Source organism: Saccharothrix sp. HUAS TT1, assembly GCF_040744945.1.
In the GTDB taxonomy this organism is placed as follows: Bacteria; Actinomycetota; Actinomycetes; order Mycobacteriales; family Pseudonocardiaceae; genus Actinosynnema.
The window spans coordinates 2318291-2332050 of the sequence record NZ_CP160453.1; the positions used below are offsets into that span (position 1 = coordinate 2318291).

15 protein-coding genes are annotated in these 13760 nt (G+C 72.6%); 10 read left to right on the forward strand and 5 right to left on the reverse strand.

The features are described from left to right. Nucleotides 1-22 precede the first annotated feature (22 nt). Entirely contained in the window at nucleotides 23-808 is a 786-nt protein-coding gene (gene hisN, locus AB0F89_RS11370; protein ID WP_367135266.1) for a histidinol-phosphatase, read from the forward strand. A gap of 33 nt (nucleotides 809-841) precedes the next feature. Here hisN and AB0F89_RS11375 read toward each other — a convergent pair whose 3' ends face one another. The 3 genes from AB0F89_RS11375 to AB0F89_RS11385 are packed head-to-tail and all read right to left on the reverse strand — an operon-like array spanning nucleotide 842 to nucleotide 4370. Then, nucleotides 842-1387, reverse strand: coding sequence for a GtrA family protein (locus AB0F89_RS11375; RefSeq protein ID WP_367135268.1), 546 nt, complete (start codon nucleotides 1385-1387; stop codon nucleotides 842-844). A gap of 35 nt (nucleotides 1388-1422) precedes the next feature. Further along, complete coding sequence (locus tag AB0F89_RS11380) at nucleotides 1423-1938, reverse strand: GtrA family protein (protein ID WP_367138824.1); 516 nt, start codon at nucleotides 1936-1938, stop codon at nucleotides 1423-1425. A 35-nt stretch (nucleotides 1939-1973) separates the two neighbouring features. Continuing rightward, nucleotides 1974-4370 carry a sigma-70 family RNA polymerase sigma factor gene (locus tag AB0F89_RS11385; protein ID WP_367135270.1) on the reverse strand — a complete coding sequence of 799 codons (2397 nt, stop codon included), beginning with the start codon at nucleotides 4368-4370 and terminating at the stop codon, nucleotides 1974-1976. 147 nt (nucleotides 4371-4517) lie between these two features. Between AB0F89_RS11385 and AB0F89_RS11390 the strand changes: the two genes are divergently transcribed. Then, a complete protein-coding gene (locus tag AB0F89_RS11390) occupies nucleotides 4518-5324 on the forward strand; it encodes a GGDEF domain-containing protein (protein ID WP_367135272.1) in 807 nt (268 codons plus the stop codon). 51 nt (nucleotides 5325-5375) lie between these two features. On the opposite strand, the gene AB0F89_RS11395 is transcribed toward AB0F89_RS11390, so the two are convergent. Next, nucleotides 5376-5855, reverse strand: a complete 480-nt coding sequence (locus AB0F89_RS11395; RefSeq protein WP_367135274.1) for a ricin-type beta-trefoil lectin domain protein — start codon at nucleotides 5853-5855, stop codon at nucleotides 5376-5378. 257 nt (nucleotides 5856-6112) lie between these two features. On the opposite strand from AB0F89_RS11395, the gene AB0F89_RS11400 reads away from it, so the two are divergent. The 7 genes from AB0F89_RS11400 to AB0F89_RS11430 all read left to right on the forward strand — a co-directional run bounded on the left by AB0F89_RS11400 (nucleotide 6113) and on the right by AB0F89_RS11430 (nucleotide 12002). Next, on the forward strand, nucleotides 6113-6502 hold the full coding sequence (locus AB0F89_RS11400) for a GntR family transcriptional regulator (protein WP_367135276.1): 390 nt from the start codon (nucleotides 6113-6115) through the stop codon (nucleotides 6500-6502). Further along, nucleotides 6499-7371, forward strand: coding sequence for an ATP-binding cassette domain-containing protein (locus AB0F89_RS11405; protein ID WP_367135278.1), 873 nt, complete (start codon nucleotides 6499-6501; stop codon nucleotides 7369-7371). The genes AB0F89_RS11400 and AB0F89_RS11405 overlap by 4 nt, the downstream gene beginning before the upstream one ends. After that, entirely contained in the window at nucleotides 7368-8366 is a 999-nt protein-coding gene (locus tag AB0F89_RS11410; protein WP_367135280.1) for an ABC transporter permease, read from the forward strand. The genes AB0F89_RS11405 and AB0F89_RS11410 overlap by 4 nt, the downstream gene beginning before the upstream one ends. A gap of 143 nt (nucleotides 8367-8509) precedes the next feature. Beyond that, entirely contained in the window at nucleotides 8510-9697 is a 1188-nt protein-coding gene (locus tag AB0F89_RS11415; protein ID WP_367135282.1) for a 5-(carboxyamino)imidazole ribonucleotide synthase, read from the forward strand. After that, nucleotides 9694-10200 (forward strand): 5-(carboxyamino)imidazole ribonucleotide mutase, encoded by a 507-nt coding sequence (purE, locus tag AB0F89_RS11420; protein ID WP_367135284.1) that lies wholly within the window; start codon nucleotides 9694-9696, stop codon nucleotides 10198-10200. Before AB0F89_RS11415 ends, purE begins: the two co-directional genes overlap by 4 nt. 52 nt (nucleotides 10201-10252) lie before the next feature. Next, complete coding sequence (locus AB0F89_RS11425) at nucleotides 10253-11416, forward strand: acyl-CoA dehydrogenase (protein ID WP_367135286.1); 1164 nt, start codon at nucleotides 10253-10255, stop codon at nucleotides 11414-11416. Nucleotides 11417-11672: 256 nt separating this feature from the next. Then, nucleotides 11673-12002, forward strand: a complete 330-nt coding sequence (locus AB0F89_RS11430) for a hypothetical protein (RefSeq protein WP_367135288.1) — start codon at nucleotides 11673-11675, stop codon at nucleotides 12000-12002. 54 nt (nucleotides 12003-12056) lie between these two features. Here AB0F89_RS11430 and AB0F89_RS11435 read toward each other — a convergent pair whose 3' ends face one another. Continuing rightward, entirely contained in the window at nucleotides 12057-13127 is a 1071-nt protein-coding gene (locus AB0F89_RS11435) for a VanZ family protein (RefSeq protein WP_367135290.1), read from the reverse strand. Between the two features lie 223 nt (nucleotides 13128-13350). Between AB0F89_RS11435 and AB0F89_RS11440 the strand changes: the two genes are divergently transcribed. Next, nucleotides 13351-13758 carry a DoxX family protein gene (locus AB0F89_RS11440; protein ID WP_367138826.1) on the forward strand — a complete coding sequence of 136 codons (408 nt, stop codon included), beginning with the start codon at nucleotides 13351-13353 and terminating at the stop codon, nucleotides 13756-13758. The last annotated feature ends 2 nt before the right edge of the window (nucleotides 13759-13760 follow it).

The following is a 13760-nucleotide window of genomic DNA, read 5'->3' on the forward strand; positions in this document are numbered from 1 at the left end:
TAGGCGTGGCACGATCGGCCGCGTGGCCGACCTTCGCGCAGATCTGTCCCTGGCCCTCCGGCTCGCCGACGAGGCCGACGGGATCACCACCGCCCGCTTCCGCGCCCGGGACCTCGTGGTGGAGCGCAAACCCGACCGCACACCGGTGACGGACGCGGACGTGGCGGTCGAGGACGCGATCCGCGCGGTGCTGGCCGTCGAGGCGCCGCAGGACCAGGTCGCGGGCGAGGAGCGCGGCGGCACGGCGGGCGCGGGCCGGGCGTGGGTGGTCGACCCGATCGACGGCACGAAGAACTTCCTGCGCGGCGTGCCGGTGTGGGCGACGCTGATCGCGCTGGTCGTGGACGGCGTGCCGGTGGTCGGGGTGGTGAGCGCGCCCGCCCTGGGCCGGCGCTGGTGGGCCTCGGCGGGCGGTGGCGCGCACATGTCCGACGCGTCGGGCGAGCGGGCGATCTCCGCGTCGGCCGTGCGGGACCTGTCCGACGCCTACCTGTCCACCACGCACCTGGGCACGTGGGCCGAGCACCACTCCCGCGAGGCGTACCTGGCGCTGGTCGACGCGTGCTGGGAGAACCGGGCGTACGGCGACTTCTGGCAGCACTGCCTGGTCGCCGAGGGCGCGATCGACGTGGCCGCCGAGCCGATCGTGAACCCGTGGGACGTGGCGCCGTTCCAGGTGCTGGTGACCGAGGCCGGTGGCCGGTTCAGCGACCTCTCCGGCGTCGAGCGCTTCGACGGCGGCACCGTGCTCACGAGCAACGGGCACGTGCACGAGGCGGCGTTGAAGGTGCTCGCCGAGAACCGCTGAGCCGCTGGATCACCGACGCCCGACCGGGCCCGGTCAGGCGTCGGCGGCCGGGTCGTCCTTGCGGTCGTAGGACCTGGTCACCCGGCGCGGTCGGAAGTCGGCCTCGGGGAAGACCCACTTCTTGTAGGCCCACCAGCGGAACGCCATCGCGATCAGGGTGCCGACGATCTGGGCGCTGACGAAGTCGGAGACCTCCTCGCCGAGCCTGCTCACGTTCGGCTCCTGCAGGTGCAGCAGGTAGCGCGACACCCACAGCGGCGCCGAGTTGAGCGCGATGCCGATGCCGTTGACCAGGAAGAACAACGCCGCCTCGTGGTGCCGCTCGCGCCCGCCCCTGGTCTTGAACGACCACTCGCGGTTGAGCACGTACGACACGATCGTGGCGACCAGCGTCGCCACGATCTTCGCGGTGACCGGGTGCTCGGTCAGCACGATCGTCTTGAGACCGAGGAAGATGGCCGTGTCGATCACGAAGCAGGTGCCGCCGACCAGGGCGAACTTCAGCAGCTCTCTGTGCTTGAGGGCCAGTGAGCGCAGCGGTTCGGGCAGGCGGAGGACGAAGTTCTCGACTACGGACACTCGGGCAGTGTACGGAAAGTCGGTGAAACGCCTGTTCAGGCCACTTCGCGCCGCTCCGGCACGACGTGCAGCGGACGTACCGACGGCCGCGCGTCGGCCTGGGGGAACACGAACTTCCGCATCGCCCAGAACTTGAAGCCGGTGGCGAGCAGCATGCCGATCACCGAGCCGGAGGCGAAGTCGGCGACCTCGGAGTGCAGGTCGAACACGTGCCGCGAGACGTACAGCGGCAGCAGGTTCACCCCGATGCCGACGCCGCTCACCAGGAAGAACAACGCCGCCTCGTGGTGCCGCTCACGTCCGCCCCGGGTGTGGAAGGACCACTCGCGGCTGAGCACGTAGGACGAGATCACCGCGACCAGCACGGCGATGGCCTTGGCCGTGACCACCTTGTCCTGCAGGAAGGTCAGCTTGAGCGCGTACCAGACCCCGTTGTCGATCAGGAACGTCGTGCCGCCGACGACGGCGAACCGGATCAGCTCGCGGTGCTTGTTGATCAGGAACCGGACCGGTTCCGGGAGGAGGCCCAGGAACCTGCGCACTAGTGGCAGCACCGGGGCAGGTTACCGACAGCGTGACCGGACGATCACGATGGGGTGTCGCAGCGATCGGGCAGCAGGATGTCCAGCAGCGGGGGCAGCCACGGTGGTCGGGGCCGGCACGGCTCGTCCCGGGCGGGGGGCGTGGTCGTGGTCGGCGGGGTGGTCGGTGTCGTCGTCGTCACGGGCGCCGGTGGCCGGGTCGACGGCTCGGTGGGCGGCTCGGTCGGCGGTTCGGTCGACGGCTGCTCCGGCGTGGACGGCTCGGTGGTCTTCGTCGGCGGCGACGTGGTCGACGTGGTCGGCCCGGGTGGTGTCGTCGTGGTGGTCGACGGCGGTGGCGCGGGCGTGCCGGTCGGGGGGACCTCAGGGTGGTCGTGGTCGTGGCCGTGGCCGTGGCGGGGGATGGGCACGTCGACGCTCTCGGACGCGGTGCCGAGGGTCGCGCTGACCCGCACCACCCCCTCGCGGTGCGGCCACCCGAACGCCCAGACCGCGAGCCGGAACGACGCGCCCCGGTCCAGCGGCGCCTCGCACACCACCCGGCGCGCGGACCGCTCGCAACCGGGCCAGGGCGCGACCAGCGTGAGGTGGTCGTCGGTCTCCACGACCAGCCGCAGGTCGCCCGCCCGGCCGCCGGTGTTGGTGGCCCTGATGTCGAGCCGGGGCTCCCAGAAGCCGTGCTGCCACTTGCGGACCGCCAGGTCGAGGTCGTCGCGACCCGGCCGGACCTCGACGTCCAGGCCGATCGACACGCTGAGCGAGGTGCCCGCCGCGACGGTGCCGGTGATCCGGCCGGTGATCGCCCGCGGGTCGGCCTGGAGCCGGAACACGAACGTCGCCGTGCCGCCGGGCGCGATGCCCTGAGCGGTCACGCAGGTCACCGCCCCCACGCCCGCCGGGCACATCACGGACTGCTCGGCCGAGCCGTCGAACTGCCCGAGCCGACCACCCGCCTGCCGCCCGTCCGCTGCCTGCCCGCCGACCGCTTGCCCGCCGACCGCCTGCCTGTCTGCCGCCTGCCGACCGGTTGAGCCGTCCAGGCCCACCAGTCGGTCGCCGGCGAACGCCACCGCGGGCCCGACCGACCGCACACCGGGCGGCAGGACCAGGGCGGCGCTCGCCGGTTCCGAGGCGGTCTCGCCCGCGTTGCGCACGGTGACCGGCAGGTCGACCGGTTCGTCGCCGGGCGTCAGCGCGAACCCGCTGGGCAGCACCGGCACCAGGTTCGGCGGCATCGGCTGGGGTTCGGGTTCGGGTTCCGGCTCGGGCTCGGGTTCGGGTTCGGGTTCGGCGGCCGGTTCGGCAGCCGGTTCGGCAGCCGGTTCGGCAGCCGGCTCAGCGGTCGGCGGGGGAGTCGGTTCGGTGGTCGGGGCGGGAGTGGGTTCCGGTGTGGTCTCCGGGGCCGGCGGCACGGGTGCGTTCGACGGGCTCGGCGCGACCTGCGCCGTCGTCATCGGAGCGGTCCGCGCGGCGGGCGCCTCCTGCTCGTCGCCGGACGCCAGGCCGATCACCACCGCGACCACCAGGGCGGCCACCGAGGCGGCGGCGCCGAGGAACTGGCGCGGCACGGACGAGGCAGCGCCGGCGGCACCTCCCGCTCCTGCCACCGCGGCCACCGCGGCGGCCTTGGCGGTGCCCGCGCCGGCGGCGGCCAGGTAGCCGGTCGTGCCGACTCCCAGCACCAGCGGCGCGATGATGCCGCGCAGCGCCCCGTTGACGTCGGCCAGTTCGGCGGCCAGCGCGCGGCAGCCGCTGGTGCACTCGTCCAGGTGCGCCTCGACCTGCGTGGTCTCCCGCTTGGACAACCCGCCGCGGGTCCACGCGCCCAGCTTGTCGACGGTCGCGCGGCAGCGCTCGGCCTGCGTCTCGGCCAGGTGCACCTGCAGGTAAGCCTGCTTCAGCCCCTCACGGGCCCGGTACGCGAGCGCGGACACGCCGTTGGCGGTCAGGCCCAGCAGCGGCGCGACCTCGGCGGGCGACTGGCCCTCGATCTCGGTGTGCCACAGCACGGTCTGCCAGCGCTCGGGCAGCCGGGCGAACGCCTTCGCGGCCAGCGACCGCTCCAGCCCGGCCACCGCGGTGTCCTTGAACGGCACGCTGGTCGCCTCGGGCGCGACCTCGGCCACGTCGTCGGCCAGTTCGAGCCTGCGGTCCCGCCGGGTCTTGTCGTACGCGGTGTGGCGCAGCGCGGTGAGCAGGTAGGCCCGGAACGCCGAGTCCGGCCCGCGGCCCGCCCGCAGCGCGTCGAGCACCTTGGCGAACGCGTCGGAGACCAGGTCGTCGGCCTCGGCGGACGACCTGGCGAGCTGGCGGGCCAGGTTGTGCGCGGCGGACACGTGCCGTTCGTAGAGCTGCCCGTAGGCGTCGATGTCCCCACCGCGCACGGAGTCGATCAGCTCCGCGTCGCTCGGTCCCTGGACGTCGGCAGGAACGGTCGCCACGTGTCTTCCTCCCTCGCGCGGCGCCAGTCTGACGCACCGGGTAGCTCACCGTCACGCGGAACCCCTCGACCGGGTGGCGCAAATGCCGTCATGGATGAGTCCCGGCGACGTCCCGTGTTCGGAAACCGACGTCGAGGAGGCATCCGGGTGGGTGTTCGGGAAGCGGTCTCACAGCGCTCTGGGCCCGGCGGGTCGCGGGCGCTGCGGTCCAGGTGGCGCACCGCCGCGCTGGCCGCGGGTTGGGCGTTCCCGGCCGACTGGCCGCTGGAAGAGGTGGACGACGTGTGCCGGGCGGTGCTGGGCGGTGGCGACCCGAGCCCGGAGCTGTACCGGCTGGGCGGCGCCCGCGCCGAGGCGGGCGCCGGGCTGGCCGAGACGCTGCTGGACCTGGCGGCGCTGCACGCGGTGCTGGCCGAGCCCGCCGGGTCGACCGGCATCGTCTCGCCGGACGTGGACGCGATCCCGGCGCGGCTGCTGCGCTGCACCGCGCTCGGCTGGGGCGAGGTGATGACCAAGCAGGCCGCGAACTGCTCGGCGGACAACCCGCTGACCGGCCTGGCCACGTCCGCCTACCTGCGCACCAGGCTGCGCGAGGTGTACGCGGAGGCGCGCGCCGCCGGTCGCCAGGAGCACGTGCTGGTGCTGGTGGCGCTGGACCTGACCCGGACGTCCGGGTGGTCGCGCGTGGTGGCGATGACCCTGCTGGCCGACGCGCTGAAGGAGGTGTTCGACGCGGGCGAGACGGTGGCCTCGATCGGGCCGTCGGTGGCCTGCGTGCTGCTGCGCCGCGACCACCGGCTGCCGCGGGCCGTCGCCAACCTGCGGGTGCTCACCGCGGACCGGTTGGCGGTCGACCCGCACGTCGCGCCGACCGGCCCGGCCCGGGTCTGGCTGGAGGAGCTCCCGCCGACCTGCGAGGACGCGGCGGCGTTGGTGGCCGGCTACGGCCGCTGAGTCCCGGCCCGGACGCCGAACCCCTGTCCGGCGTCCGACCGGGTCACGCGGTTACTCGTGGATGATCCAGCGCTGGTCGGCCCGACCCGGCTCACACGGCGCGAGGACCAGCTCCTTGTAGACGCCGTTGTGCGTGATGCACTCACCGGTGTCGCCGGACTCGAACAGCCAGGAGCGGTAGCCGTCGTAGGAGCTGCCCACCCAGCGCTGCTCCTGGGAGCCGTCGCAGTTCCGGCCCGCCAGCTTCCCCCCGATCGAGGTCACGCACCACCCGTAAGCCTTGCTCTTGATGGTGTTGTCATCGGAGATGTGCCACTTCTGGTTGTCCCCACCGTGGTACGGGTGCGGGATGACCGGGAACTCGGGGTCCCACGCCCAGTTGGTCTGGTCCCAGACGTCGCCCTTCCTGGTGTCGCTCTCGATCACCCACTCGTCCTGCGGCGCGTCGGGCGCGGCGGCGAACGAGGTCGGCGCGACGAGCAGCGCCGAGGCGGCCACGGCGACGGCGGCGAGGATTCGACCGAATGACATCCGCTTCTCCTTCGGGGTCGGTTCACGTGCACCGTCGAGTAGAAGCGCTGCGCCGGGACCGCGAGCGGCGAGAACAACCATGGTGGCGGCAGATGACACGGTCCGGTCGGATCGGGCGCCCCGCCGGTCACGGACGCGGAGGACGGGACGCCACACCGTCGCCCACGAGGGTGAACGCCCACGACTTGACAGCTCTCCGAGTGCTCGGGGACAGTGTTCTAGTGTCTTAGTCCAGTAGAACAATTTGGAGGCGCCGGGTGGAGTTCCGCATCGACCGGTCCAGTGGCCTCCCCGCGTACCTCCAGCTCGTGCGCCAGGTGCGGGAGGCGCTGCGCATGGGCTGGCTCGCGCCGGGAGACCGGCTGCCGACGGTCCGCGACGTCGTCGCGAGGAGTGGTGTGAACGCGAACACGGTGCTCAAGGCCTACCGCGAACTGGAGCTGTCCGGCCTGGTCGAGGCGCGCCAGGGCTCCGGCACGTTCGTCAAGGCCGGTCTCGGCTCGACCGAGCCGGAGGTGATGGCGGCGCTCAGGGCGCGGCTGGCCGAGTGGGTGCGCGAGGCGCGCGAGGCCGGGTTGGACACCGAGGACATCGACGCGCTGGTGCGTTCCGTCCTCGCCGAGGGGGAGGGGGTGGCGGTCGCATGACGATCGTCGCGGAGGCCGTGGGCGACACCGCGGTCGCGGTGCGCGCCCGAGGGCTTGGCAAGCGCTACCGCAGCAAGTGGGCGCTGCGCGAATGCGCGTTCGACCTGCCCGCGGGCCGGGTGGCGGCGCTGGTCGGCGCGAACGGCGCGGGCAAGACCACGTTGATGAGCGTCCTGGCCGGGCTCCTCGGCGCCGACGAGGGGTCGGCGACCGCGACGGGCCGGGTGGCGTTCGTGTCGCAGGAGAAGCCGGTCTACCGGCACTTCTCGGCGACCGACGTGCTGCGCCTCGGCGCGCGGCTCAACGTCGTGTGGGACGAGCCGCGGGCCCGCCGCTGGCTGGAGCGCTTCGAGGTCCCGCTGGACAGGGCGTGCGGCAAGCTGTCCGGCGGCCAGCAGGCCCAGGTGGCGTTCGCGCTGGCCCTCGGCTCGCGGCCGGACGTGCTCATGCTGGACGAGCCGCTGGCCAACCTGGACCCGCTGGCCCGCCGGGAGGTGTCCGCCGAGCTGCTGAGCGAGGTCACCGAGACCGGCATGACCGTGCTGCTGTCCACGCACATCGTGGCCGAGCTGTCCGGCGTGGCCGACTACCTGCTGCTCCTCGCGCACGGCCGGCTGCTGGCGGGCGGCGACCTGGACGACCTGCTCACCGGCCACGTCGCCTACACCGGCCCGCGCTCGGACGTGCCGCCCGCGCTGGGCGAGGTCGTCGAGGCCAGGCACACCGCCCACCAGTCGACGTTCCTCATCCGGCTGCCCGAGGGGCGCCCGCGGCCGGTGGTGGCGGGCCAGTGGGTCGAGCGCCCGGTGACGTTGGAGGACTACGTGCTCGCGCAGCTCGAAGCCACCCGGAAGGGGGCCCGCGCATGACCACCACCACCACGACCGGCGTCACGACCGCCGCACCGGTGACCACCCGCGCCCGCGTCGGCTGGGGCGACCTGCTGTGGGTGACCTGGCGGCAGCACCGCTGGATGCTCGCCGGCACGGCCGCCGTCGCCGTCCTGCTCGGCGGCCTGGCGCTGTACCTCGCCCTGCGCGTCGACGCGACCGGCAGCAGCCGCCTGGAGCTGTTCGGCCGGTGGGGCGTCGTCGGCCTCAGCCAGCTGCTCGTCCTGGCGCCGATGGCGTTCGGCCTGGTCGTCGCGGTGTTCTGGGCGGCGCCCCTGCTGTCGCGGGAGTACGAGCAGCGCACGCACGTCGTGGTGTGGAGCCAGGACGTCAGCCCGCTGCGCTGGCTGACCGGCAAGGTCGTGCCGCTCTTCGCGCTCGCCGTCGTGCTCGCCGTCGGCCTGGGGCTGGCGCTGATCAAGCTGATCAACAGCGTCAACGCCGAGTCGGCCGAGTACGTGCCGTTCCGGCCGTTCGACCCGCCCGCGTTCGAGGTGGCGCCGCAGGTGCAGTTCGGGTTCGTGGCGTTCGGCTTCGCGCTCGGGCTGGCGCTCAGTGCGCTCACCCGGCGCACGGTGCTCTCGATGGGGCTCACGCTCGGCGTGTTCGTCGTGGTGCGCGGCCTGGTCGCGGGCGGTTGGCGGCCGTACTACCAGGAGCCGCTGCGCCACGTGGAGCCGTACGCCACGTTCCAGGGCGTGGACCCCGGTGGCCGGGGCGCGTGGACGGTCGACAGCGGCTTCGTCGACGCGGCGGGCAACGAGGCGCCCTACCCCTCCGCCTGCTCGCGCATCGAGGACAACGACTCCTACGCGCAGTGCATGACCGACCACGACGTCCGGTACTTCACCGACTACCACCCGGCCGACCGGCTCGTGCCGTTCCAGTGGTTCGAGTTCGCCGTCTACGCCGTGCTCGCCGCGGCCCTGTTCGCCCTGGCCTTCACCGTGGTGCGCCGGGCGCGCCGGGTCTGACCGGGACCGGGTTCACCGCCGTCACCCGGCGGTGGCCCTGCCGAGGGGGTCCCGCGCGCCCGGGGAGGCGCGCGGGGCTTCCTGCACCGCTGCCCGGAGGCCGGTCCGGAGCATCGCGTTTGTGCAGGTAGGATCACGAAACCGTGGACTCCCGAACCCGCCTCCCCGCCGTCGGCATGATCGGCGGCGGCCAGCTCGCCCGCATGACGCACCAGGCCGCCATCCCGCTCGGCCAGTCGCTGCGGGTGCTCGCCGAGTCGGACGCCGACCCCGCCGCGCTCGTCGCGCGCGACGTGGAGCTGGGCAAGCACACCGACCTGGACGCGCTGCGCGCGTTCGCCAAGTCGTGCGACGTCGTCACGTTCGACCACGAGCACGTGCCGCAGGAGCACCTGCGCGCGCTGGTCGCCGAGGGCGTCAAGGTGTTCCCCGGCCCCGACGCCCTGCTGCACGCGCAGGACAAGCTGGTCATGCGGGTGCGGCTGGCCGAGCTGGGCGTGCCGGTGCCGCCGTTCGCCGCCGTGGCCGAGACGGCCGACGTGCTGAAGTTCGGCGCGCGGCACGGGTGGCCGTGCGTGCTCAAGGCGGTGCGCGGCGGTTACGACGGCCGCGGCGTGTGGATGCTGAACACGCCGCAGAGCGCGCAGCGGGTCGTCCCCGAGCTGCTGGACGCCGGCACGCCGTTGATGGTCGAGCAGTGCGTGCCGATGCACCGCGAGCTGTCCGCGCTGGTCGCGCGCTCGCCGTTCGGCCAGGGCGCCGCGTGGCCGCTGGTGCAGACCGTGCAGCAGGAGGGGATCTGCGTCGAGGTGCTGGCCCCGGCCCCGGACGGGCCCGCCGAGCAGGCGCAGGAGCTGGCCCTGCGGATCGCGGACGAGCTGGGCGTGGTCGGGCTGCTGGCCGTGGAGCTGTTCGAGACGGCGGACGGGCTGGTCGTCAACGAGCTGGCGATGCGCCCGCACAACTCCGGCCACTGGACCATCGAGGGCGCCCGCACGTCGCAGTTCGAGCAGCACCTGCGGGCCGTGCTGGACTACCCGCTCGGCGCGACGGACCTCGTCGCGCCCGCCGTCGTGATGGCCAACGTCCTGGGCGCGTCGTCGCCGCCCGAGATGGGGCCGGACGAGCGGTTGCACCACCTGTTCGCCCGGTTCCCCGACGCCCACGTGCACCTGTACGGCAAGGCGGAGCGGCCGGGGCGCAAGATCGGTCACGTGACGCTGCTCGGCGAGCGGATGGACGAGGTGCGCGAGCGGGCCGGGCTGGCCGCGCACTGGCTGTCCGACGGCGTGTGGCTGGACGGGTACGACATCCACGGGGGGAAGCGGTGACGCAGGTCGGTGTGATCATGGGCAGCGACTCGGACTGGCCGGTGATGAAGGCCGCGGCCGAGGCGCTGGCGGAGTTCGACGTCAGCTACGAGGTGGGCGTGTACTCGGCGCACCGCACGCCGCAGCGGATGCTGGACTACGCGTCGTCGGCCGCGTCGCGCGGGGTCCAGGTGATCATCGCGGGCGCCGGTGGCGCGGCGCACCTGCCCGGCATGGTGGCGTCGGCGACGGTGCTGCCGGTGATCGGCGTGCCCGTGCCGCTGAAGTACCTGGACGGGATGGACTCGCTGCTGTCGATCGTGCAGATGCCGGCGGGCGTGCCGGTGGCGACGGTGTCGGTGGGCGGCGCGCGCAACGCCGGTCTGCTGGCCGTGCGGGTGCTGGCGGCGTCCGACCCGGAGCTGCGCAAGCGGATGGCGGAGTTCCAGGCGTCGCTGGCCGAGCTGGTGCTGGCGAAGGACGCGGCGCTGAGGGCTGTAGCGGACGGCACAGCGGACAACTGAGTGAACGCGCGCTAACATCCGGGTAGGACGCCCTACCGGGAGGTAACTTAACGTGGACCCGAGCTTCGGTACCTACCAGCTCGCCGAGGAGCACGAGGCGCTGCGCGACGCCGTCCGGTCGCTCGCGGACAAGGAGATCGCGCCGCACGCGGCCGACGTCGACGAGCAGGAGCGCTTCCCGGTCGAAGCGCTGAACGCACTGGTCAAGGCCGGTTTCGGCGCCGTGCACGTGCCCGAGGAGTACGACGGCCAGGGCGCCGACTCGGTGGCGACGTGCATCGTGATCGAGGAGGTGGCGCGCGTGTGCGCGTCGTCGTCCCTGATCCCGGCGGTGAACAAGCTGGGCACGATGCCGATCCTGCTGTCGGCGTCGGAGTCGCTGAAGCAGCAGGTGCTGCCGTCCATCGCTTCGGGCGAAGCGATGGCGTCGTACGCGCTGTCCGAGCGCGAGGCCGGCTCGGACACGGCGTCGATGCGCACCAGGGCCCGGCTCGACGGCGACCACTGGGTGCTGAACGGCACCAAGTGCTGGATCACCAACGCGGGCGAGTCCACCTGGTACACGGTGATGGCCGTGACCGACCCGGACGCGCCGAAGAAGTCGCAGGGCATCTCGGCGTTCGTCGTGCACAAGGACGACCCCGGCTTCGTCGTCGGGTCGAAGGAGCGCAAGCTCGGCATCAAGGGCTCGCCGACCCGTGAGATCCACTTCGAGAACTGCACGATCCCGGCGGACCGCATCATCGGCGAGCCGGGCACCGGCCTGAAGACGGCGCTGCGCACCCTGGACCACACGCGGCCGACCATCGGCGCGCAGGCCGTGGGCATCGCCCAGGGCGCCCTGGAAGCCGCCATCGCCTACGTGAAGGACCGCAAGCAGTTCGGCAAGTCGATCTCCGAGTTCCAGGGCGTCCAGTTCATGCTGGCCGACATGGCGATGAAGGTCGAAGCCGCCCGGCACATGGTCTACGTGGCCGCGGCGAAGGCCGAGCGGGGCGAGCCGGACATCGGTTTCATCACGGCGGCGGCGAAGTGCTTCGCGTCCGACGTGGCGATGGAGGTGACGACGGACGCCGTGCAGCTGTTCGGCGGCGCCGGCTACACCCGCGACTTCCCGGTGGAGCGCATGATGCGCGACGCCAAGATCACCCAGATCTACGAGGGCACGAACCAGATCCAGCGCGTCGTGATGTCGCGGTCGCTGCTGAAGGGCTAGATCGAGGATCTTCACCACGGGGTGGGGACGGCGGGCCGCTCGGTCGTGCCGTCCCCACCCCGTGTTCGTTGTTCTCCCCGTGAATGGCGACCGGTGTGCGTCGATGCGGAATTCCGCACATTTTCGGTGCTTTATCACGGAACGTAGCGGTTCGTTACCCTGATGGTCGAGTGTGCCCGGTGTGGACTGGCCCTACGGTTGCGTTTCGGTTCGACTGATCGGGCCACCGGGGAATGCCGAAATGGAAGCAGGGCTCATGAAAAGCATCAGGACGGCTGCCGTCGCGCTCGCCGCGGGCGTCGGGTTCGCGATGTCCTCCGCGGTTGCGGTGGCGGCGCCGGTCGAGGCCACGACCAGCGACGTCGGCATCCAGTGCACCCGGCAGTACGTGGTGACCGGCAGCGCGACGCTGCGCAACAGCCCCGGCGGGTCGGTCATCGGCTACGCCATCACCGGCGACAAGTTCAACGTGCCCAGCCCGTCCGGCGTCTGGTACCAGGGCAACCTTTATGACCAGTACAACACCCACCTCGGTTACGGGTACATGCTGGCTTCGGCCCTGGCCTACACCGGCACTTGTTTCTGACGCTCCAATTCGGCCATCGGGACTGCCGGCAGCCCGTCCGGGCATTGATCCCCGTCAATTCGGGATCGGTGCGGGTTCGCGGGTTCGCGCGGGGTGAACGGTCGGCAGGGCGGTGGTGCCGGCGGCCAGGTCCGGCCAGCCCCGCTGGTCCCGGCGGAACACCGGGATGACGAAGGCGCCCAGGACGACCAGCGCGAGCACGGCCAGGTCCAGCGCGAACCACCAGCCGGACGGCGCCAGCGCCACGTAGGCGATCAGGCCCGTCACGCCCAGCACCTCGCGCGACGCGATCCGCAGCGGGTTGGCCCGGGCGCCGTCCGGGCGGCGCAGCCGGTACCTCAGCAGCCAGCTGCCCGGCGTCAGGCCACCGGTCGCGGCGGGCAGCGCGATCCGCACCCCCACCGCCAGGCCGACCACCCACCAGCGGCCGGCGCCGGTGGCGTACGCGACCAGCACCAGCAGCAGCACGTCCACCAGCAGGGCCATCAGCCTGCGCGGCACGGTGACGGTGTCCGGTGGGGCGGTCGACGCGTCCGGGTGCGGCACCGCCGGGACCACCAGCGCGACCGGCGCGATCATCCAGCCCAGCAGCGAGCCCGCGGTGTTGGAGATCAGGTCGTCGACGTCCGAGATGCGGTACGGGCACGGGTACGCGCCCAGGTTCCCGCTGTACTGCACCACCTCGACCGCGAGCGAGATGCCCAGCCCGATCGCGACCACCGCGAGCGGGCCGCGGCGGTACGCCTTGCGCAGCACCACGCCGAGCGGCACGAACAGGGCGACGTTGAACGCCTGCTGGAGGAACGCGGTCGACGTCGCCATCGCGCCGAGGCCGGACCGGCCGTTGGCCGCCATGTTGTTGCGCATGTCCGTGACCCACTGGAACGGCCTGGTGGACAGCATCTGCTGCCCGTCGCACACCAGCGCCGTCGGGAACGGCAGGAAGATCAGCGCCAGCGCCACCAGCCCGTACGCCAGCAGCCCGTACAGCACCACGGCCCGCCGCGGCTCCACCCGCCCGAACCGGTGGTAGTGCAGGGCGACCAGCGGCAGCAGGACCAGCGCGCCGACGCCGACGAACGCCGCGAAGCCCGTTCGAACGGACTCCAGGTAGGAGCTCAGCATGTCCACCGATCCGGTTCACGTCCCGCGACGAAGGTCAACCGCTCATTAACCCCTCAGCGTGATCGTCAAACCCGATGGGTGGACGTTGCCGCCGAACGGAGGCGCGGTCGGCCACTGCGGTCCCCGGGCTGTCGAGTCGCTGTCGACGTCGCCACCACCGCCGAACTTGTTGAAACTTCATATAACTTCGAGGGTGACCGACCGTCGACTGAAGGGGAACGCGATGCTCAAGGACGTGGCAGCGCTCATCGGCCGCCTCGCTGTGGGGGTGGTGTTCATCGCCCACGGCTGGCAGAAGGTGACCGAGTGGGGGCTCGACGGCACCGCCACGGCGTTCGCGGGCATGGGTGTGCCGCTGCCGGCGGTGTCCGCGTGGTTCGCCGCGATCGTCGAGCTGGCCGGCGGCGCGCTGCTCGTCCTCGGCGTCGCCCTGCCGGTGGTCGGCGTGCTGCTGGCCGCCGACATGCTCGGCGCGCTGGTGCTCGTGCACCTGCCCAACGGCCTGCTGGGCCAGGGCGGCTACGAGCTCGTGCTCGTGCTGGGCGCGGCGGCGCTCGCGCTGGGGTTCAACGGCGGGTCGCTGTCCGTCACCCGGCTGGTGAAGGGGCGCAGGGTCGAGCAGCCGGCGTAGCC